The following is a 19,921-nucleotide window of genomic DNA, read 5'->3' on the forward strand; positions in this document are numbered from 1 at the left end:
AAGCCACGCAGGATCCGCGCTACAGAATTTTTCTCCACCGGGCAGGCAAATGAGAATTCCCGCCAGGTAAAAGCGCCATCCTTAGAGCGTTTTCTGGTAAAATCAGCGCCCGGTGTCTGTTTATCAGGCGCTAATTATAGCTAACTACCTGAAAACACTCATCATGTCGAGACTGCTGGCTGCGAGCATACTTCTGTTAAGTATCGCATTAACTATTCTGGTCACCATCGCCTGTTCCGTGCCGATCATCATCGCCGGAATAATTAAACTGCTATTACCGATCCCCATCGTCTGGCGTGCAGTCTCTGCTTTCTGTAACTTCATGATGTACTGCTGGTGTGAAGGCCTGGCGGTACTTCTGCGCCTTAACCCGCATCTAAAGTGGGATGTTCAGGGTCTGGAAGGGCTCAACAAGAAAAACTGGTATTTGCTCATCTGTAACCACCACTGCTGGGCCGATATCGTGGTGTTATGCGTGCTGTTCCGCAAACATATCCCGATGAACAAATACTTTCTTAAACAACAGCTCGCCTGGGTGCCCTTTATTGGCCTCGCCTGCTGGGCGCTGGATATGCCCTTCATGAAACGCTATTCGCGCAGCTATCTGATTCGCCATCCTGAGCGCCGCGGCAAAGATGTTGAAACGACCCGCCGCTCGTGTGAGAAGTTTCGTGCGCACCCCACCACGATCGTCAACTTTGTCGAAGGCTCTCGCTTTACCGAAGAGAAACAGCAGCAAACCCGCTCGCCATATGCCAACCTGCTGCCACCCAAAGCGGCCGGGATTGCCATGGCGCTTAACGTACTGGGCCAACAGTTCGACAAGTTACTGGACGTGACGCTCTGCTATCCCGAAAACGATAAGACGCCGTTTTACGATATGCTCAGCGGCAAATTAACCCGGATTGTGGTGCGTATTAATCTGGTGCCTGTGGCGGAGGAGTTACACGGGGACTATGTCAGCGATAAGAACTTTAAGCGACGTTTCCAGCTCTGGCTGAATACGCTGTGGAGTGAGAAGGACGCGCTGATAAACAAGATAAAAGCCGAATACAATAACGCCGGTCATTGACCGGCGTTTTCTTTATTACTTCTTCTCAACCAGATACTTCACGGTATCGGCATATTGCTGGACGAAGATGTCCATGCTGCTGGTATCCATGCCCTGCATATTCAGCTGATATTTACCGTTAACATACATAGCCGGCACGCCGCGCAGCTGCAGATCGGCAGCAGCTTTTTCCTGTTGAGCCACCAGGGATTTCACGACAAAGCTATTCCAGGCTGCATCGTATTCTTCACCTTTAACACCGGCATCAACAAATACTTTACGGATATCAGCAGTGGTCTGGACGGTCTGGGTTTTCTGAACCGCTTCAAACATCGGCGCAGTAATTTTGTCTTCCACACCCAGCGCCAACGCTACGGCCCATGCCTGAGTCAGGTCTTTGCCCAATGGACCAAGAAACTCAACGTGATACTTGGTCATTTTGGTGCCTTCCGGCAGCTTTTTCTTCACGCTATCGGAAACGTGCAGAACCTGCTCGAACTCATAGCAGTGCGGGCAGTAGAATGAGAAGAACTCCAGAACCTGAGGTTCTCCGGCAACTGGCTTATCGAGGGTAATATACTGCTTGCCATCGGTAAACTGTGCAGCCGATGCGCTAAAAGCCAGAATCATACCTGCCAGCGCCAGCCATATTTTTTTCATAATCAACTCTCTCCTGGGTGTGTTCGATTAATACATTGGCGTTAATTGCAAAGGGGGTTCCTGCAGAACCTTTACCTGTTCAATAAATGTGGATATCTGGTTACGCCAGTAATCTTCCCCGGTAAGCCATGGGAAGTTTCTGGGGAAAGCGGGGTCGTCCCAACGCCTGATTAACCATGCAAGATAATAAACAAAACGCATGGCGCGTAAAGGTTCGATTAATGCAATTTCGTCTGAATCAAAGGAACTGAATTCTTCATAGGCTTCGATAATTGTCTCCAGCTGCATCCGCTGCTCGGCTTTATCGCCATTCAACAGCATCCAGAGATCCTGAATGGCAGGTCCCATTCGCGCATCATCGAGATCGACAAATAATGGTCCATCACGCCAGAGGATATTTCCGGCATGGCAATCGCCGTGCAGACGCAGCGTTGTTACGTTGTTATCCCAGCGCAGTATGACGGCATTAATTAAGCCATCCGTTGCGGCAAGGAATTGCGCCTTAAGCCCTGAAGGGATGAGCGTGGAAGTTTCAAATACCTGACGAGGTTCGAGCAAGTATTCCTGAATGCCGATGGCAGGGCGGGCGGTAAATGCGCTTTTCTGCCCCGTCTGATGAATGCGCCCTAAATAACGGGCTACCCACTCCATCTGATCGATATTATCGGCTTCAAATTGCCGACCACCGAGGCTGGGGAAGACGGCAAAATAAAAACCCTGGTGAGTCAGCAGCGTCTGATTATTGAATTCAAGGGGTGCAGCGACGGGAACATCATCGGCCACCAGGTCGAGAGCGAACTGATGCTCTTCCTGAATTTGATCAGCTGACCAGCGCTGCGGGCGATAAAATTTCACCACAAAGCGCCGGCGATCCTCGTCCTGAAACTGGTAAACGCGGTTCTCATAGCTGTTTAAAGGAGTCAGGCCTGAGTCCACCCGGATGCCCTGTTCAAACAGCGCATCCATAATGGTATCCGGGTGTAAGGTCTGGAAAGTAAAAGCCTGGTCGTTCATCCGATCATCCGGAAATTATACGAATGATTGAGGATATCATTTAACGGCGTTTACGGTGGTGCCTCTTACAAGCTTTTACTCTTTAATTACACCACGCGCGCGCAGAAGGGCGGTTTTAAAATCTTCTTCGTAATCTTTCTGAATACCCGGGATCACCGCATCTTTGCCTGAATCACGCATTTTCAGGTGATAGATCAGGATGTCATCAGAAAGGTCGGCCAGCTCACCGTCATAGCCTGACTCCAGCGCCAGTTTCTGTAAGAATTGCATCAGGTTAAGTTCTGGCTCTTTTTGCCAGGCTGGCTGGAGGAGTTCAATAACTTCGTTCAGACGTTTACATTTCATAGTAATGCTCCTTTCATTTAGAGTGACACGTTAGCAGGGTCAATCCCACAAGAAAAGAGGCGATATTGTTGAGCCAGATAAGCAGCATCACCGGGGTGGTATTAGCCGGAGGCAAAGCGTCACGCATGGGTGGTAAAGATAAGGGCTTGCAGGAGCTGAACGGTCTGCCGTTATGGCAGCACGTTGCGCGAACGCTGCGTAAGCAGGTCGACACGCTCGCCGTCAGTGCCAACCGTAATATAGCCACTTATCAGGAAAGCGGGTATCCCGTTTACGCGGATCTCCTGGCTGATTACCCTGGGCCGCTGGCGGGCATGCTTTCTGTCATGCTGCAGTGCGACGCGGAGTGGTTTCTGTTCTGTCCTTGCGATACACCCTTTATCCCGGATTGCCTGGCTGAGCGGCTGATAAAAAGCAGGGAAACGGCTCCCGTGGTGTGGGCACATGACGGCGATCGCGATCACCCAACCATTGCATTAATGCATCGCCAGCTGATGCCGAAGCTACAGGACTATCTAGCCGCAGGCGAGCGACGGGTGATGGTCTTTATGCGCCTGGCGGGCGGCCATTCCGTTGATTTTAGTGATATGAAGCAGGCATTTATTAATATGAATACCCTCGAAGAGATGCAAGCGGTTCAGAGGTACAAATGATACCGGTTATAGCGATTGCCGCCTGGAGCGGTACGGGGAAAACTACCCTGTTAAAGGCCGTCATCCCGGCACTCTGTGCCAGAGGTGTGCGCCCGGGGCTCATCAAACATACCCACCACAACATGGATATCGATACGCCCGGGAAAGATAGTTACGAACTGCGCAAGGCCGGTGCGGCACAAACCCTCGTCGCCAGCAGTCAGCGATGGGCCTTAATGACGGAAACCCCTGACGAAGAGGAGATCGATCTGGCTTATCTCATCAGTCGGATGGATCATTCGAAGCTGGATCTGGTGCTGGTGGAAGGTTTTAAGCATGAGCCGGTGGCAAAGATCCTGCTTTTCAGAAGCGACACCGGGCATGATATTACTGAGTTAACGCTTGATGAGCACGTCATCGCGGTGGCCAGTGACGATGTGCTTTCACTTCCCGTACCGGTACTGGATATCAATAATAGCGAGGGGATCGTGGATTTCATCCAGCAATGGATGGAGACGTTGTAGGCCGGGTAAGGCGAAGCCGCCACCCGGTGGTTTTTCCCGCCGCAACGCAAAAAAGCCCATCCGGGAGGATGGGCTTCTTACTTATTTGATGCCTGGCAGTTCCCTACTCTCGCATGGGGGAGACCCCACACTACCATCGGCGCTACGGCGTTTCACTTCTGAGTTCGGCATGGGGTCAGGTGGGACCACCGCGCTACAGCCGCCAGGCAAATTCTGTTTCCGACACGCCCTTCGGGCCTGTCAGTTAATCTGTATCAGCTGAAAATTGTCTCAAATCCGCCGAAACAGCTTCGGCGTTGTAAGGTTAAGCCTCACGGTTCATTAGTATCGGTTAGCTCAACGCATCGCTGCGCTTACACACCCGACCTATCAACGTCGTCGTCTTCAACGTTCCTTCAGGAGCCTTAAAGGCTCAGGGAGAACTCATCTCGGGGCAAGTTTCGTGCTTAGATGCTTTCAGCACTTATCTCTTCCGCATTTAGCTACCGGGCAGTGCCATTGGCATGACAACCCGAACACCAGTGATGCGTCCACTCCGGTCCTCTCGTACTAGGAGCAGCCCCCCCTCAATTCTCCAGCGCCCACGGCAGATAGGGACCGAACTGTCTCACGACGTTCTAAACCCAGCTCGCGTACCACTTTAAACGGCGAACAGCCGTACCCTTGGGACCTACTTCAGCCCCAGGATGTGATGAGCCGACATCGAGGTGCCAAACACCGCCGTCGATATGAACTCTTGGGCGGTATCAGCCTGTTATCCCCGGAGTACCTTTTATCCGTTGAGCGATGGCCCTTCCATACAGAACCACCGGATCACTATGACCTGCTTTCGCACCTGCTCGAGCCGTCACTCTCGCAGTCAAGCTAGCTTATGCCATTGCACTAACCTCCTGATGTCCGACCAGGATTAGCTAACCTTCGTGCTCCTCCGTTACTCTTTAGGAGGAGACCGCCCCAGTCAAACTACCCACCAGACACTGTCCGCAACCCGGGTAACGGGTCCACGTTAGAACACCAGCCATTAAAGGGTGGTATTTCAAGGTTGGCTCCACGCAGACTGGCGTCCACGCTTCAAAGCCTCCCACCTATCCTACACATCAAGGACCAGTGTTCAGTGTCAAGCTATAGTAAAGGTTCACGGGGTCTTTCCGTCTTGCCGCGGGTACACTGCATCTTCACAGCGATTTCAATTTCACTGAGTCTCGGGTGGAGACAGCCTGGCCATCATTACGCCATTCGTGCAGGTCGGAACTTACCCGACAAGGAATTTCGCTACCTTAGGACCGTTATAGTTACGGCCGCCGTTTACCGGGGCTTCGATCAAGAGCTTCGCGTTGCCGCTAACCCCATCAATTAACCTTCCGGCACCGGGCAGGCGTCACACCGTATACGTCCACTTTCGTGTTTGCACAGTGCTGTGTTTTTAATAAACAGTTGCAGCCAGCTGGTATCTTCGACTGATTTCAGCTCCACCCGCAGGGGCTTCACCTACATATCAGCGTGCCTTCTCCCGAAGTTACGGCACCATTTTGCCTAGTTCCTTCACCCGAGTTCTCTCAAGCGCCTTGGTATTCTCTACCTGACCACCTGTGTCGGTTTGGGGTACGATTTGATGTTACCTGATGCTTAGAGGCTTTTCCTGGAAGCAGGGCATTTGTTGCTTCAGCACCGTAGTGCCTCGTCATCACACCTCAGCGTTGAAAAGGTACCGGATTTACCTGGAACCTCCGCCTACATGCTTAAACCGGGACAACCGTCGCCCGGCCAACATAGCCTTCTCCGTCCCCCCTTCGCAGTAACACCGAGTACAGGAATATTAACCTGTTTCCCATCGACTACGCCTTTCGGCCTCGCCTTAGGGGTCGACTCACCCTGCCCCGATTAACGTTGGACAGGAACCCTTGGTCTTCCGGCGAGCGGGCTTTTCACCCGCTTTATCGTTACTTATGTCAGCATTCGCACTTCTGATACCTCCAGCAGACCTCACAGTCCACCTTCGACGGCTTACAGAACGCTCCCCTACCCAACAACACATAGTGTCGCTGCCGCAGCTTCGGTGCATGGTTTAGCCCCGTTACATCTTCCGCGCAGGCCGACTCGACCAGTGAGCTATTACGCTTTCTTTAAATGATGGCTGCTTCTAAGCCAACATCCTGGCTGTCTGTGCCTTCCCACATCGTTTCCCACTTAACCATGACTTTGGGACCTTAGCTGGCGGTCTGGGTTGTTTCCCTCTTCACGACGGACGTTAGCACCCGCCGTGTGTCTCCCGTGATAACATTCTCCGGTATTCGCAGTTTGCATCGGGTTGGTAAGCCGGGATGGCCCCCTAGCCGAAACAGTGCTCTACCCCCCGGAGATGAATTCACGAGGCGCTACCTAAATAGCTTTCGGGGAGAACCAGCTATCTCCCGGTTTGATTGGCCTTTCACCCCCAGCCACAAGTCATCCGCTAATTTTTCAACATTAGTCGGTTCGGTCCTCCAGTTAGTGTTACCCAACCTTCAACCTGCCCATGGCTAGATCACCGGGTTTCGGGTCTATACCCTGCAACTTAACGCCCAGTTAAGACTCGGTTTCCCTTCGGCTCCCCCTATACGGTTAACCTTGCTACAGAATATAAGTCGCTGACCCATTATACAAAAGGTACGCAGTCACACCACGAAGGTGCTCCCACTGCTTGTACGTACACGGTTTCAGGTTCTTTTTCACTCCCCTCGCCGGGGTTCTTTTCGCCTTTCCCTCACGGTACTGGTTCACTATCGGTCAGTCAGGAGTATTTAGCCTTGGAGGATGGTCCCCCCCATATTCAGACAGGATACCACGTGTCCCGCCCTACTCTTCGAGTTCACAGCAGGTGTATCTTCGTGTACGGGAGTATCACCCTGTACCCTGCGACTTTCCAGACGCTTCCACTGACACACATGCTGATTCAGACTCTGGGCTGTTCCCCGTTCGCTCGCCGCTACTGGGGGAATCTCGGTTGATTTCTTTTCCTCAGGGTACTTAGATGTTTCAGTTCCCCTGGTTCGCTTCGTTAAGCTATGTATTCACTTAACGATAGTGCAACGGATTGCACTGGGTTTCCCCATTCGGAAATCGTCGGTTATAACGGTTCATATCACCTTACCGACGCTTATCGCAGATTAGCACGTCCTTCATCGCCTCTGACTGCCTAGGCATCCACCGTGTACGCTTGGTCGCTTAACCTCACAACCCGAAGATGTTTCACTTCTGATTGCGAAAATTTGAGAGACTCCAACACACCGCTTATCTGCTCTTATTACGGAGAGCAGACACGGCGTGTCGTTTCAATTTTCAGCTTGATCCAGATTTTTAAAGAGCAAATATCTCAAACATCACCCGAAGATGAGTTTTGAGATACTGATTGGTTGTGCCTTTCACTCACACCCAGCAAGTGGCGTCCCCTAGGGGATTCGAACCCCTGTTGCCGCCGTGAAAGGGCGGAGTCCTAACCGCTAGACGAAGGGGACACGATGTGTCACGACTTCGCAGCCGTCTTGCTCGTTACTTTTCATCAGACAATCTGTGTGAGCACTACAAAGGCAGGTTCTTTAAGGTAAGGAGGTGATCCAACCGCAGGTTCCCCTACGGTTACCTTGTTACGACTTCACCCCAGTCATGAATCACAAAGTGGTAAGCGCCCTCCCGAAGGTTAAGCTACCTACTTCTTTTGCAACCCACTCCCATGGTGTGACGGGCGGTGTGTACAAGGCCCGGGAACGTATTCACCGTAGCATTCTGATCTACGATTACTAGCGATTCCGACTTCATGGAGTCGAGTTGCAGACTCCAATCCGGACTACGACGCACTTTATGAGGTCCGCTTGCTCTCGCGAGGTCGCTTCTCTTTGTATGCGCCATTGTAGCACGTGTGTAGCCCTACTCGTAAGGGCCATGATGACTTGACGTCATCCCCACCTTCCTCCAGTTTATCACTGGCAGTCTCCTTTGAGTTCCCGGCCTAGCCGCTGGCAACAAAGGATAAGGGTTGCGCTCGTTGCGGGACTTAACCCAACATTTCACAACACGAGCTGACGACAGCCATGCAGCACCTGTCTCAGAGTTCCCGAAGGCACCAAAGCATCTCTGCTAAGTTCTCTGGATGTCAAGAGTAGGTAAGGTTCTTCGCGTTGCATCGAATTAAACCACATGCTCCACCGCTTGTGCGGGCCCCCGTCAATTCATTTGAGTTTTAACCTTGCGGCCGTACTCCCCAGGCGGTCGACTTAACGCGTTAGCTCCGGAAGCCACTCCTCAAGGGAACAACCTCCAAGTCGACATCGTTTACGGCGTGGACTACCAGGGTATCTAATCCTGTTTGCTCCCCACGCTTTCGCACCTGAGCGTCAGTCTTTGTCCAGGGGGGCCGCCTTCGCCACCGGTATTCCTCCAGATCTCTACGCATTTCACCGCTACACCTGGAATTCTACCCCCCTCTACAAGACTCTAGCCTGCCAGTTTCGAATGCAGTTCCCAGGTTGAGCCCGGGGATTTCACATCCGACTTGACAGACCGCCTGCGTGCGCTTTACGCCCAGTAATTCCGATTAACGCTTGCACCCTCCGTATTACCGCGGCTGCTGGCACGGAGTTAGCCGGTGCTTCTTCTGCGGGTAACGTCAATCGACAAGGTTATTAACCTTATCGCCTTCCTCCCCGCTGAAAGTACTTTACAACCCGAAGGCCTTCTTCATACACGCGGCATGGCTGCATCAGGCTTGCGCCCATTGTGCAATATTCCCCACTGCTGCCTCCCGTAGGAGTCTGGACCGTGTCTCAGTTCCAGTGTGGCTGGTCATCCTCTCAGACCAGCTAGGGATCGTCGCCTAGGTGAGCCGTTACCCCACCTACTAGCTAATCCCATCTGGGCACATCTGATGGCAAGAGGCCCGAAGGTCCCCCTCTTTGGTCTTGCGACGTTATGCGGTATTAGCTACCGTTTCCAGTAGTTATCCCCCTCCATCAGGCAGTTTCCCAGACATTACTCACCCGTCCGCCGCTCGTCACCCGGGGAGCAAGCTCCCCTGTGCTACCGCCCGACTTGCATGTGTTAGGCCTGCCGCCAGCGTTCAATCTGAGCCATGATCAAACTCTTCAATTTAAGTTTGATGCTCGTGAATTAAACTTCGTAATGAATTACGTATGTTCACTCAGAGACTTTGGTATTCATTTATCGTCTTGCGACGTTAAGAATCCATGTCACTTTGAGTGCCCACACAGATTGTCTGATAAATTGTTAAAGAGCAGTGCAACGCGGCTTTCGCTCACCGTTGCGAGGTCCCGTATAATACGTTTTCCTCTTTCAGAGTCAAGCGATTATTTCGCGCTTTTCTCTGCTGACCCGGCGGCCTGTTTGCCGTTGTTCCGTGTCAGTGGAGGCGCATTATAGGGAGTTCTTCGGCAGTGACAAGAGTAAATTTAAAAAAAATAATCAACCGTACTTTTTTTCACCAAAAGACCCGTCTTTTAGCCAGAAATTGCGCTAATTGTCGTTTTACCAACCACAACTATCCTGCAGATGGCATACTTACTAGCATTAAGAATCAAGGAATATGCGTTATGCCTTTGAGCGCGCAACAGCTGGCGGCACAAAAAAACCTCTCCTATGTGCTGGCAGAAAAACTGGCACAGCGGATCCTGGCGGGTGAATATCTGCCAGGGAGTATCTTGCCGGGCGAACTGGAACTGGGTGAGCAGTTTGGCGTGAGCCGAACTGCCGTGCGTGAAGCCGTGAAAACCTTAACCGCGAAAGGGATGGTACTTCCCCGCCCGCGTATCGGTACGCGCGTGATGCCTCAGAGCAACTGGAACTTTCTCGATCAGGAGCTACTCTCCTGGTGGATGACGGAAGATAACTTCCATCAGGTGATCGACCATTTCCTGGTCATGCGCAGCAGTCTGGAGCCGCAGGCCTGCCTGCTGGCCGCCACGATCGGAACGGCAGAACAAAAAGCGCGATTAAATACCCTGATGGATGAGATGGTGCATCTGAAAAAGCACTTTAACCGGGAACGCTGGATAGAAGTGGATATGGCCTGGCACGAGCATATCTATGAGATGAGCGGTAATCCCTTCCTGACCTCTTTTGCCTCGCTCTTTCACTCTGTCTATCACACCTACTTTACGTCTATTACTCAGGACGAGGTGGTGAAGCTGGATTTACACCAGGCTATCGTTGATGCCATTCAGGATAGCGATGGGCTACGCGCCATGACGGCCAGCCAGGCACTGCTTGCCGCACCGGCACGGTAGCAACAAAAAACAGGAATTCGAATGACAGTAAAAAAAGCGCGCAGCATGGCGGGTTTGCCATGGATCGCGGCAATGGCTTTCTTTATGCAGGCGTTGGACGCCACCATCCTCAACACCGCGCTTCCGGCGATTGCCGAAAGCCTTAACCGTTCTCCGCTGGCCATGCAGTCAGCCATCATCAGTTATACCCTGACCGTTGCAATGCTGATCCCGGTGAGCGGCTGGCTGGCCGATCGCTTCGGCACGCGACGTGTCTTTATGCTGGCGGTGACTTTGTTTACGCTGGGTTCACTGGCCTGCGCACTCTCCAGTTCGCTGGGTGAGCTGGTTGTATTCCGGGTGATTCAGGGTATTGGCGGCGCGATGATGATGCCGGTCGCGCGTCTGGCGCTGCTAAGGGCCTATCCGCGCAGCGAACTGTTGCCGGTGCTTAACTTTGTTACCATGCCGGGCCTGGTCGGGCCGATCCTCGGGCCGGTGCTGGGGGGCGTGCTGGTCACCTGGGCCAGCTGGCACTGGATATTCCTCATTAATATTCCGATTGGCATCGCCGGTATTTTCTATGCCCGTAAATTTATGCCGAACTTCACCACCCCGCGGCGCAAATTCGATATGGGGGGGGTTCTTCCTGTTTGGTCTGAGTCTGGTGCTGTTCTCCAGCGGCATGGAGCTGTTCGGTGAGAAAGTCGTGGCCACCTGGCTGGCCGTCTCCATCATCTTCAGCGGCATTCTTCTTTTCCTTCTTTATATACGTCATGCGCGTCGCCATCCTACGCCGCTGATTTCGCTCTCGCTGTTTAACACGCGCACCTTCTCGGTGGGCATTGCCGGAAACATCGCTTCGCGACTCGGCACCGGCTGTGTTCCCTTCCTGATGCCGCTGATGCTGCAGGTCGGGTTTGGTTATCCGGCGCTGATTGCTGGCTGCATGATGGCGCCCACGGCGGTGGGTTCGATACTGGCTAAATCCGGCGTGACCCAGCTGTTACGCCGGCTGGGATACCGCAGGACGCTGGTCGGGGTGACGGTGTTTATCGGCGTGATGATTGCGCAATTTTCACTGCAGTCGGCAGAGTTGCCGGTGTGGATGCTGATTTTGCCGCTGTTTGTACTGGGGATGGCGATGTCCATCCAGTTCACCTCGATGAACACCATAACCCTTGCCGATCTCAGCGATGAGAACGCCAGCGGCGGCAACAGCATGCTGGCCGTGACGCAGCAGCTGTCGATCAGTCTGGGGGTTGCGGTCAGTGCGGCGGTGCTGCGTTTTTACGAAGGGTTCGACAGTAACAACACTGTCGAACAGTTTCACTCCACCTTTATCACTATGGGCGTGTTGACGGTGATCTCTGCCCTGGTCTTTATGCTGTTAAAACCGAAAGACGGTCGTAACCTCATTAAAGAACGGCACAAACCTAAACCGACCCGCGTTCCATCAGAACAGGAGTAAGCTGCAGCTTCTGCGGTTGCAGCGCGGGCTGGGCGATACGATGGATCAACACGTCAATCGCCAGCTCGCCCAGTTCATCCTTTGGCTGATGAATGGTGGTGAGCGGCGGCGTCATATACTGCGCCAGTTCGATATCGTCATACCCCACCACGGCGATGTCATCCGGGACACGGAGTCCCGCCTGATAGAGTGCCTGATAAGCTCCCACGGCCATCGCATCGTTACCAATAAACACCGCCTGCGGGCGATCTTTCTGCGCCAGTAAGGACTGCATCGCCTCAAACCCGCCGCTGAACTCAAAGTCGCCGGTAATTTGATAGCCGTCAGGCACCGGCAGACCGGCGCGATCCATGGCGACCAGAAAGCCCTCCAGCCGCAGGCGGGCAGGGGTTTTATCCAGCGGACCGGTAATGCAGGCGATGCGGGTATGCCCTTTATCAATCAGATGCTGCGTCGCCATGTCCCCGCCCAGCAGCGAGTTATCCTGAATCAGATCGCTGGTACCGTCGAACGGCGCCCAGTCCATCATCACCGTGGGAACGGAAGGGTAGCGCTGCATAATCTCGGGAGAGGGTTGATGCGTTTCGGTACAGAGCAGTAATAACCCGTCGACGCGCTTTTGCATCAGCGTCTCCAGATTACGGTTCATGCGCTGCTCGTCACCTTCGGTATTGCAGAGCACCAGGCTGTAGCCGCGCTCGAAACAGCTGCGCTCCACGCCGCGCACCAGCTCAGAGTAAAAGGGGTTAGTACTGGCAGTGATGAGCATGCCAATGGTGCGGGTCTGGTTGAGCTTCAGACTGCGCGCCAGGGCAGAAGGCGCATAGTTGAGGGATTTAACTGCAGCTTCGACCTTCTCCCGGATCGCTTCGCTGACGAAGCGATCGTTATTAATGACATGGGAGACCGTCGACGTAGAGACGCCCGCCACGCGAGCGACATCTTTCATTGTGGCCAAACGCTACCTCTGCTGACTTAAAAATTCATCGATCTCATTGCGCCATGGTACAGAAGGTTGTGCGCCTGGACGCGTTACCGCAATGGCCGCTGCCGCATGGGCAAAACGGATCGCGGTATCCAGCTGCTCACCTTCCAGTAGCGCCGTGACCAGCGCACCATTAAAGGTATCGCCCGCCGCGATGGTATCCACCGCTTTCACCTTAAAGCCGGGAACGCGACGACCTTCTCCCTTGACGCTGGCCCAAACGCCACGACTGCCAAGGGTAATGATAACCGTACTGATGCCTTTCTGGTGCAGGGCTTGCGCCGCGCGCGCCGCATCGTCATCGTTTTCGACACGAATGCCCGTCAGCTTTTCGGCTTCGGTTTCGTTAGGGGTGATGATATCCACCAGCGCCAGCAGCTCGTCTGATAATACACGGGCGGGCGCGGGATTAAGTACGACAGTGGTATGATTTTGATGGGCAATTTGCGCAGCCGCCAGCACGCTTTCAACCGGCGATTCCAGCTGCATCAGCAGAGCGTCTGCATCAGCGATACGCGCCTGTTGCGCCGCCACGCGTTCCGTCGTCAGCGCCGCGTTAGCACCCGCATGAATACCGATGACATTCTCCCCTTCCGCGTTGACAAAAATCAGCGCCACGCCGGTAGATTCACCTTCCACCACGCTGACCGGCGCGATATCGATGTTGTCGCTTGCCAGCTGTTCGCGCACGCGCTCACCGGTATCGTCATCGCCGGTACAGGCGATAAAGGCGATGTTTGCGCCGCTGCGTCCGGCGGCGACCGCCTGGTTTGCGCCCTTGCCGCCAAAGGCGACCTGATAGCGATTGCCCGTTACGGTCTCGCCCTGCGTCGGGAAAGCGTCAAGGTTGAGAATGTGATCGGCATTAATACTGCCAAGGACGACAAGCTTACCTGCGGTTTTCATCATTGAGGTGTCCATCTGAGATCGCCACCGGTATTACCCGGTGGCGTATGCCACGCTTTTCTTTATATGTTGTCCTTCAGGCAGCCGGTAGCTGCCTGAATCGCATATTACTGCTTGATGACCAGTTTCAGGTCAACAGGGTATTTAGCCTGAACTTTCTCGCCCTTCAGCACTTTGTCAGCAGTCTGCACGCCGGTCGCGCCGATCTGCTCCGGCAGCTGAGCAATGGTCGCAGCCAGTTTGCCATCGTTTACCGCTTTTTCACCATCCGGCGTGCCGTCAAATCCGACAACCATCACATCAGATTTGCCTGCGGTTTGCAGGGCGCGCAGCGCGCCCAGCGCCATTTCGTCGTTCTGTGCGAATACCGCTTTAACGTCCGGGTGAGCGGTCAGCAGGTTCTGCATCACGTTCAGACCCTTAGTACGGTCGAAGTCTGCCGGCTGGCTGGCCAGCACGTTGAATTTGTGGGCAGCAACGGCCTGCTGGAAGCCTTCGCCACGCTCACGCGCTGCGGAAGTACCGGCAATGCCCTGCAGTTCGATAACTTTAGCGCCTTCACCCGCTTTCTTCGCAATGTAGTCACCGGCGATTTTACCGCCCAGCACGTTATCAGACGCAATGTGGCTGACCACTTCGCCTTTAGATGCCTGACGGTCCAGGGTGATCACCGGGATGTTGGCCTGGTTAGCCATCTTCACGGCGTTACCTACCGCATCGGAATCGGTCGGGTTGATCAGCAGAATTTTGGTGCCGCGAACGGTTAAGTCCTGAACGTTAGCCAGCTCTTTCGCCGGGTTGTTCTGGGAGTCGAGGATCACCAGGTTGTAGCCCAGTTTGTCGGCTTCTTTCTGCGCACCATCCTTCAGGGAGACGAAGAACGGGTTGTTCAGGGTAGAAACCACCAGCGCGATAGTATCTTTCGCCATGGCGTTTGCACTCACAGTTGCGCTCAGCGCGACAGCAGAAACCAGGGTAGCCAGTTTTTTCATGTTCATATCAAAGATGTCCTGTAGTGTCGTCAGTTACTGTTTTTTGTTGTCTACCAGTACCGCCAGCAAAATCACTACCGCTTTGACGATCATCTGGTAATAGGAAGAAACACCTAACAAATTCAAACCATTGTTCAGGAAGCCGAGGATCAGCGCACCGATCAGCGTCCCCACGATACGACCTTTACCCCCTGCCAGGCTGGTGCCGCCGAGCACCACCGCAGCGATGGCGTCCAGCTCATAACCCGTACCCGCAGTTGGCTGCGCGGAGGAGAGACGCGCCACCTCGATAATGCCCGCCAGCGAGGCCAGCAGGCCGCACAGGGAGTAGACGATAATTTTGACTTTATTGACGCTGATGCCGGACAGACGCGTTGCCGCTTCGTTACCGCCCAGAGCATAGATATAGCGACCCAGACGGGTGTGATGCAGCATGTACCACGCCGCGAGGAACACCAGGCCCATGATCCAGACCGGCGTCGGGATACCCAGCGGGCGACCGATACCGAACCAGCCAAACAGATCGGCGTTGTCGGTGAAGCCGGTGTTCACCGGGCTGCCGTTGGTGTAGACCATGGTCACACCGCGCAGCAGCAGCATCATCACCAGGGTGGCAATAAACGCCTGCACGCGGCCTTTCGCCACAATCATTCCGGTGACAGCACCAATTGCGGCGCCCAGCGCCAGCGCCGCTGCTACGGCCACCAGCGCGTTGACTTCAATCCCTACAATTGAAGCGGCAACCGCGCCGGTGAGCGCCAGCAGGGAACCGACGGACAGGTCGATACCCGACGTCAAAATCACCAGCGTCATCCCCACCGCCATAATGGCGTTGACGGAAGTCTGCTGAAGAATGTTGAACAGGTTATTAACGGTAAAAAAGTTCGGGCTCATGGTGGAGACAATCGCGATCAGCACCAGCAGGGCAATCAGCGATTTTTGTTCCAGCAGCCATGCCTTCGTGAAATAACGGCGTCCAGAAACAGCCTGGGTAGTCATCTTCTTACTCCTGATCCACGCGATTAAGCTTGCCCACAGCGGCAGCCATCAGAATTTCCTGGGTGGCCTGCTCGCGACTGAATTCACCGCCGAGATGCCCTTCATGCATGACGATAATGCGATCGCTCATGCCTAATACCTCTGGCATCTCGGAAGAGACCAGAATGATGCTCAGCCCGTCAGCCTTGAACTGGTTGATGAGCTGATAAATCTCTTTCTTCGCGCCAACGTCCACGCCGCGGGTTGGCTCATCGAGGATCAGCACCTTCGGACGGGTCATCAGGCCGCGGGCAATCGCCACTTTCTGCTGGTTACCGCCGGAGAGCAGACCGATTGCCTGTTCCATCGACGGGGTTTTGACGTTAAAGAGGCGGATAAAATCGCTGACGGCCTGCTGTTCGTCTTTATGCTTCAGGCCACCGCCGCTGCGGCTGAAGTAGCGCAGCGCGGTCAGGGACATGTTCTCTTTCACCGACATGCCCAGCACCAGGCCATCGCGCTTACGGTCTTCGGAGATGTAGACGATACCGTTCGCCAGGCCATCCTGCGGCGTACGGGTGACAACCTCATGACCATCAAGGGTGACGTATCCGCTGGCGCGTGGATTGGCGCCATACAGCACCTTCATCAGCTCGGTACGTCCGGCCCCCATCAGCCCGGCCACGCCGAGGATCTCCCCCCCTGGCGCAGGGTAAAGCTGACGTCATGCACCCCAGGGCCGCACAGATTATCGACCTTCAGGCGGATATCGCCCGGGGCCTTATCGATACGCGGATACTGGTCTTCCAGCTTACGTCCCACCATCATCTCAATCAGCGTGTCTTCGGTGAGGGTCACCACTTCACGCTCGGCAATAAACTGCCCGTCGCGGAAGACGGTGACGTCATCGCAGATCTCGAAGATCTCTTTCATGCGGTGGGAGATATAGACGATGCCGCGCCCCTGCGCTTTCAGCTCGCGGATCACGCGGAACAGAGAGTCGGTTTCGGTATCGGTGAGGGCATCTGTTGGCTCATCCATCACGATAACCCGCGATTCAAAGCTCAGGACCTTCGCGATCTCCACCATCTGCTGATCGCCGATGGAGAGTTCGCCCACCAGCCGATCGCTTTTGAAGCGCAGGTTCAGCTTCGCCAGCAGCTTATCGGCTTCGGCATACATCTGTTTCCAGTCGATTTTGCCAAAGCGGTTAACGAACTCACGACCGAGGAAGATGTTCTCCGCGATGGAGAGCTGCGGGATCAGGTTCAGCTCCTGGTGAATGATGCCGATCCCGGCCTCCTGGGAGGATTTCGGGCCGTTGAAGGTGGTCTCTTTCCCCAGCCACTGCAGCGAACCGGCGTCGCGTTGATAGATGCCGGTCAGCACTTTCATCATTGTGGATTTGCCGGCGCCGTTTTCACCCACCAGCGCCATCACGCGCCCGGCGTAGACATTCAGTGCGGCACCGGAGAGGGCTTTAACGCCCGGGAACGACTTATCGATCCCTTTCAGTTGCAGGAGTGCGTCCATGATGGCCTCAGAAGGTGACGCCAGCACAGAGAATGATATTCGCATACGGGGAACACTCCCCGCTGCGGATAACCGCCTGGCTGTCAGCGGTATTTTTCTTGAACTGCTCGTGCGTTATGTAACTTATTTTTATGGTGTTTCCCTGGTGGTGTTGCAGTTGCTTGATATGGCCAAGCAACGTTTCGTGGAGCTGCGGATTATGTTGTTGGATTTCCGTTGCGAGAATGGCTTCCTCAACCTGCATCTCGGTTGTCACCACGTCCAGCACCTGCATAAACGAGGGCACGCCCTGCGTTAACGCCAGATCAATACGCGTTGTGCTGTGGGGAATGGGTAAACCCGCATCACATACCACCAGCGTATCGGTATGCCCAAGACGGGAGATGACCGATGAGACTTCAGAGTTGAGTACCGTGCCTTTCTTCATTTTCTTGCTCCACTAGCGAAACGTTTCGCTGGCGTCAGTTTAATCTTACCGATGCGCAGAAAACCACCATGGCGTTGCAGATTTGTGATCGTTGTCGAAACGTTTCGCTAAGTGAAATGTAGACCGAAGAATTGCCCGGCGGCGCTTCGCTTGCGCGGGCCTACGGGTGGGGTAGGCCGGGTAAGCGAAGCGCCACCCGGCATGTTGCAGAATTAAATCTCGACCTGGGTTCCTAACTCAATCACGCGGTTAGGCGGGATCTCGAACTGGTCGGGCGCACGCAGGGCGTTACGCTGGAGAATAAGGTAGAGCTTGCCGCGCAGGCGCAGATACCACGGGCGTTTGCCGATGATCAGCGACTCGTGCGACATAAAGAATGACGTCTCCATCATCCGGCAGCTCAGGCCTTCCAGGCCGCATCGGTGGAACACTTCCTCCACGTTCGGGGTTTCGCGCCAGCCGTAGCTGGCCACCACCCGCCAGAAGGTAGGCGACAGCTGCTCTATCTGTACCCGGCGGACGTTATGCACATAGGGCGCATCTTCGGTACGCAGCGTCAGCAGGATCACCCGCTCGTGCAGCACCTTGTTGTGCTTGAGGTTGTGCATCAGAGCAAACGGGATCACGTTCAGCGCCCGCGACATATAGACCGCGGTGCCCGGTACGCGTACCGGCGGGGATTTCTCCAGCGAGGCAATCATCGCCTCCAGAGAATTACCGTGTTCATGCATCCGGCGCAACAGGCGGAAACGCTCGCTCTTCCAGGTGGTCATCACAATGAACATCACCAGCCCCAGCGTCAACGGCAGCCAGCCGCCGGAGACAATCTTGTCGAGGTTGGCCGAGAACAGCGGCACGTCAATACAGAGGAAGCCGACCAGAATCATCCCCACGAGGAATTTATTCCAGTGCCAGTTCCGGTACGCCACCGTGGTGGAGAGGATCGAAGTCAGCACCATCGTTCCGGTCACGGCAATACCGTAGGCGGCCGCCAGGTTGCTGGAGTGCTCAAAGCTGACGATAACAATCACCACCGCGAAATAGAGCAGCCAGTTAATGAACGGGATGTAGATCTGGCCCGACTCCATTTCCGACGTATGGATGATGCGCATCGGGGAGAGGTAACCCAGACGCACCGCCTGACGGGTCAGGGAGAAGACGCCTGAAATCACCGCCTGGGAGGCAATCACGGTCGCCAGGGTCGCGAGGATCAGCATCGGCACCAGCGCCCAGTCCGGTGCCAGCAGGAAGAACGGGTTTTTAATCGCTTCAGGATGTTTGAGCAGCAGCGCGCCCTGGCCGAAGTAGTTCAGCACCAGCGACGGCAGCACCACGATAAACCAGGCCACGCGAATAGGCAGTTTGCCGAAGTGCCCCATATCGGCATACAGCGCCTCTACCCCGGTGATGGACAGCACCACGGCGCCCAGGGCGATAAACGACACGGTTTTGTATTCAAGGAAGAAGTGCACCGCCCACATCGGGTTCAGGGCATGCAGCACGTCCGGGTTAGCAATAATGCTGCGTAATCCCAGCACCGCCAGGATCAGGAACCAGGCCAGCATAATCGGCGCAAAGAGTTTCCCCACCAGCCCGGTGCCGTGTTTCTGAATCACAAACAGCAGGGTCAGCACAATGATGGCCAGCGGAACCACCCACTCATCGAGCTGCGGCGCGATAATCTCCAGCCCTTCGATTGCCGAGAGCACGGAGATCGCCGGCGTGATCACCACTTCGCCATAGAAGAAGCTGCCGCCAATCAGCCCGATAATCACCAGGAAGGAGGTCATTTTGGGCGAGGTGTTGCGCCCGGCCAGCGACATTAAGGTCAGGATCCCACCTTCACCGGCGTTATCCGCCCGCATGACGAAGGAGAGATATTTAACGGAGACTACTAAGATCAGGAGCCAAAAAATGAGAGACAAAAAACCAAAAACAGCGTCGCGTTCCACGCCAAAACCAAACTGCCCGGACAAACATTCACGAAGCGTATAAAGCGGGCTGGTGCCGATATCACCGTAGACAACCCCGATCGCCGCGAGCGTTATAGCGGGTAATGATTGCTTATTATCAGTGCTCATAGACTAGTCTTTTCGTTTATATAACAAATGTGTGCTTAGTCCCTTGGCCCACAAAAAGCGCACAGTAT

13 protein-coding genes, 1 tRNA gene, 3 rRNA genes and 2 pseudogenes are annotated in these 19,921 nt (G+C 54.6%); 5 read left to right on the plus strand and 14 right to left on the minus strand.

Going from position 1 to position 19,921, the window contains the following annotated elements; genetic code table 11:
• The first annotated feature begins 163 nt into the window (after positions 1 to 163).
• Complete coding sequence (locus AAHB66_RS23390; RefSeq protein ID WP_347114749.1) at positions 164 to 1,072, plus strand: acyltransferase; 909 nt, start codon at positions 164 to 166, stop codon at positions 1,070 to 1,072.
• A 15-nt stretch (positions 1,073 to 1,087) separates the two neighbouring features.
• Here AAHB66_RS23390 and dsbA read toward each other — a convergent pair whose 3' ends face one another.
• From dsbA to AAHB66_RS23405, 3 genes are all read right to left on the minus strand, one after another.
• Positions 1,088 to 1,711 (minus strand): thiol:disulfide interchange protein DsbA, encoded by a 624-nt coding sequence (gene dsbA / locus AAHB66_RS23395; protein ID WP_347114750.1) that lies wholly within the window; start codon positions 1,709 to 1,711, stop codon positions 1,088 to 1,090.
• A 27-nt stretch (positions 1,712 to 1,738) separates the two neighbouring features.
• Positions 1,739 to 2,725, minus strand: coding sequence for a serine/threonine protein kinase (locus AAHB66_RS23400; protein WP_347114751.1), 987 nt, complete (start codon positions 2,723 to 2,725; stop codon positions 1,739 to 1,741).
• Between the two features lie 75 nt (positions 2,726 to 2,800).
• A complete protein-coding gene (locus AAHB66_RS23405; RefSeq protein WP_347114752.1) occupies positions 2,801 to 3,070 on the minus strand; it encodes a YihD family protein in 270 nt (89 codons plus the stop codon).
• A 68-nt stretch (positions 3,071 to 3,138) separates the two neighbouring features.
• Here AAHB66_RS23405 and mobA point away from each other — a divergent pair, with 68 nt between their 5' ends.
• Positions 3,139 to 3,723, plus strand: a complete 585-nt coding sequence (gene mobA / locus AAHB66_RS23410) for a molybdenum cofactor guanylyltransferase MobA (RefSeq protein ID WP_347114753.1) — start codon at positions 3,139 to 3,141, stop codon at positions 3,721 to 3,723.
• Positions 3,720 to 4,226: a molybdopterin-guanine dinucleotide biosynthesis protein MobB gene (gene mobB / locus AAHB66_RS23415; RefSeq protein ID WP_347114754.1), complete on the plus strand. Its 507-nt coding sequence runs from the start codon at positions 3,720 to 3,722 to the stop codon at positions 4,224 to 4,226. The genes mobA and mobB overlap by 4 nt, the downstream gene beginning before the upstream one ends.
• A gap of 90 nt (positions 4,227 to 4,316) precedes the next feature.
• Here mobB and rrf read toward each other — a convergent pair.
• The 4 genes from rrf to AAHB66_RS23435 form a co-directional block, all read right to left on the minus strand.
• Positions 4,317 to 4,433 (minus strand): 5S ribosomal RNA (gene rrf / locus AAHB66_RS23420).
• Between the two features lie 93 nt (positions 4,434 to 4,526).
• Positions 4,527 to 7,436: ribosomal RNA gene (locus AAHB66_RS23425) — 23S ribosomal RNA — on the minus strand.
• 209 nt (positions 7,437 to 7,645) lie between these two features.
• Positions 7,646 to 7,720, minus strand: a tRNA-Glu gene (locus AAHB66_RS23430).
• A gap of 87 nt (positions 7,721 to 7,807) precedes the next feature.
• Positions 7,808 to 9,350, minus strand: a 16S ribosomal RNA gene (locus tag AAHB66_RS23435).
• The 16S, 23S and 5S rRNA genes sit together here with 1 tRNA gene alongside, the layout of an rRNA operon.
• A 458-nt stretch (positions 9,351 to 9,808) precedes the next feature.
• Between AAHB66_RS23435 and AAHB66_RS23440 the strand changes: the two genes are divergently transcribed.
• Together AAHB66_RS23440 and mdtD are read left to right on the plus strand one after the other, a co-directional pair.
• Positions 9,809 to 10,501, plus strand: a complete 693-nt coding sequence (locus tag AAHB66_RS23440; RefSeq protein ID WP_347114755.1) for a FadR/GntR family transcriptional regulator — start codon at positions 9,809 to 9,811, stop codon at positions 10,499 to 10,501.
• Positions 10,502 to 10,522: 21 nt separating this feature from the next.
• Positions 10,523 to 11,951: pseudogene (gene mdtD / locus AAHB66_RS23445) on the plus strand (multidrug transporter subunit MdtD).
• On the opposite strand, the gene rbsR reads toward mdtD, so the two are convergent.
• The 7 genes and pseudogenes from rbsR to kup form a co-directional block, all read right to left on the minus strand.
• Positions 11,917 to 12,909, minus strand: a complete 993-nt coding sequence (rbsR, locus tag AAHB66_RS23450; RefSeq protein ID WP_347114756.1) for a ribose operon transcriptional repressor RbsR — start codon at positions 12,907 to 12,909, stop codon at positions 11,917 to 11,919. The pseudogene mdtD and the gene rbsR sit on opposite strands and share 35 nt — an antisense overlap.
• Before the next feature lie 3 nt (positions 12,910 to 12,912).
• Positions 12,913 to 13,842: a ribokinase gene (gene rbsK, locus AAHB66_RS23455; protein WP_347116551.1), complete on the minus strand. Its 930-nt coding sequence runs from the start codon at positions 13,840 to 13,842 to the stop codon at positions 12,913 to 12,915.
• A 107-nt stretch (positions 13,843 to 13,949) separates the two neighbouring features.
• Positions 13,950 to 14,840, minus strand: coding sequence for a ribose ABC transporter substrate-binding protein RbsB (gene rbsB / locus AAHB66_RS23460; protein WP_032615470.1), 891 nt, complete (start codon positions 14,838 to 14,840; stop codon positions 13,950 to 13,952).
• A 27-nt stretch (positions 14,841 to 14,867) separates the two neighbouring features.
• Positions 14,868 to 15,833, minus strand: a complete 966-nt coding sequence (gene rbsC, locus AAHB66_RS23465) for a ribose ABC transporter permease (RefSeq protein WP_106995525.1) — start codon at positions 15,831 to 15,833, stop codon at positions 14,868 to 14,870.
• Positions 15,834 to 15,837: 4 nt separating this feature from the next.
• Positions 15,838 to 17,345 (minus strand): annotated as a pseudogene (gene rbsA / locus AAHB66_RS23470) (ribose ABC transporter ATP-binding protein RbsA).
• Between the two features lie 7 nt (positions 17,346 to 17,352).
• Positions 17,353 to 17,772, minus strand: a complete 420-nt coding sequence (gene rbsD, locus AAHB66_RS23475; RefSeq protein WP_347114757.1) for a D-ribose pyranase — start codon at positions 17,770 to 17,772, stop codon at positions 17,353 to 17,355.
• A 212-nt stretch (positions 17,773 to 17,984) separates the two neighbouring features.
• Positions 17,985 to 19,853, minus strand: a complete 1,869-nt coding sequence (kup, locus tag AAHB66_RS23480; protein ID WP_347114758.1) for a low affinity potassium transporter Kup — start codon at positions 19,851 to 19,853, stop codon at positions 17,985 to 17,987.
• Between the last annotated feature and the right edge of the window lie 68 nt (positions 19,854 to 19,921).

It is taken from the genome of Leclercia sp. S52 (genome assembly GCF_039727615.1).
GTDB lineage: Bacteria > Pseudomonadota > Gammaproteobacteria > Enterobacterales > Enterobacteriaceae > Enterobacter > Enterobacter adecarboxylatus_B.

Excerpts from the sequence above, each read along its gene's own strand:
- AAHB66_RS23390 (WP_347114749.1), top strand. The coding sequence starts at position 164 with ATGTCGAGACTGCTGGCTGCGAGCATACTTCTGTTAAGTATCGCATTA.
- dsbA (WP_347114750.1), bottom strand. The coding sequence starts at position 1,711 with ATGAAAAAAATATGGCTGGCGCTGGCAGGTATGATTCTGGCTTTTAGC.
- AAHB66_RS23400 (WP_347114751.1), bottom strand. The coding sequence starts at position 2,725 with ATGAACGACCAGGCTTTTACTTTCCAGACCTTACACCCGGATACCATT.
- AAHB66_RS23405 (WP_347114752.1), bottom strand. The coding sequence starts at position 3,070 with ATGAAATGTAAACGTCTGAACGAAGTTATTGAACTCCTCCAGCCAGCC.
- mobB (WP_347114754.1), top strand. The coding sequence starts at position 3,720 with ATGATACCGGTTATAGCGATTGCCGCCTGGAGCGGTACGGGGAAAACT.
- AAHB66_RS23440 (WP_347114755.1), top strand. The coding sequence starts at position 9,809 with ATGCCTTTGAGCGCGCAACAGCTGGCGGCACAAAAAAACCTCTCCTAT.
- rbsK (WP_347116551.1), bottom strand. The coding sequence starts at position 13,842 with ATGAAAACCGCAGGTAAGCTTGTCGTCCTTGGCAGTATTAATGCCGAT.
- rbsB (WP_032615470.1), bottom strand. The coding sequence starts at position 14,840 with ATGAACATGAAAAAACTGGCTACCCTGGTTTCTGCTGTCGCGCTGAGC.
- rbsC (WP_106995525.1), bottom strand. The coding sequence starts at position 15,833 with ATGACTACCCAGGCTGTTTCTGGACGCCGTTATTTCACGAAGGCATGG.
- rbsD (WP_347114757.1), bottom strand. The coding sequence starts at position 17,772 with ATGAAGAAAGGCACGGTACTCAACTCTGAAGTCTCATCGGTCATCTCC.
- kup (WP_347114758.1), bottom strand. The coding sequence starts at position 19,853 with ATGAGCACTGATAATAAGCAATCATTACCCGCTATAACGCTCGCGGCG.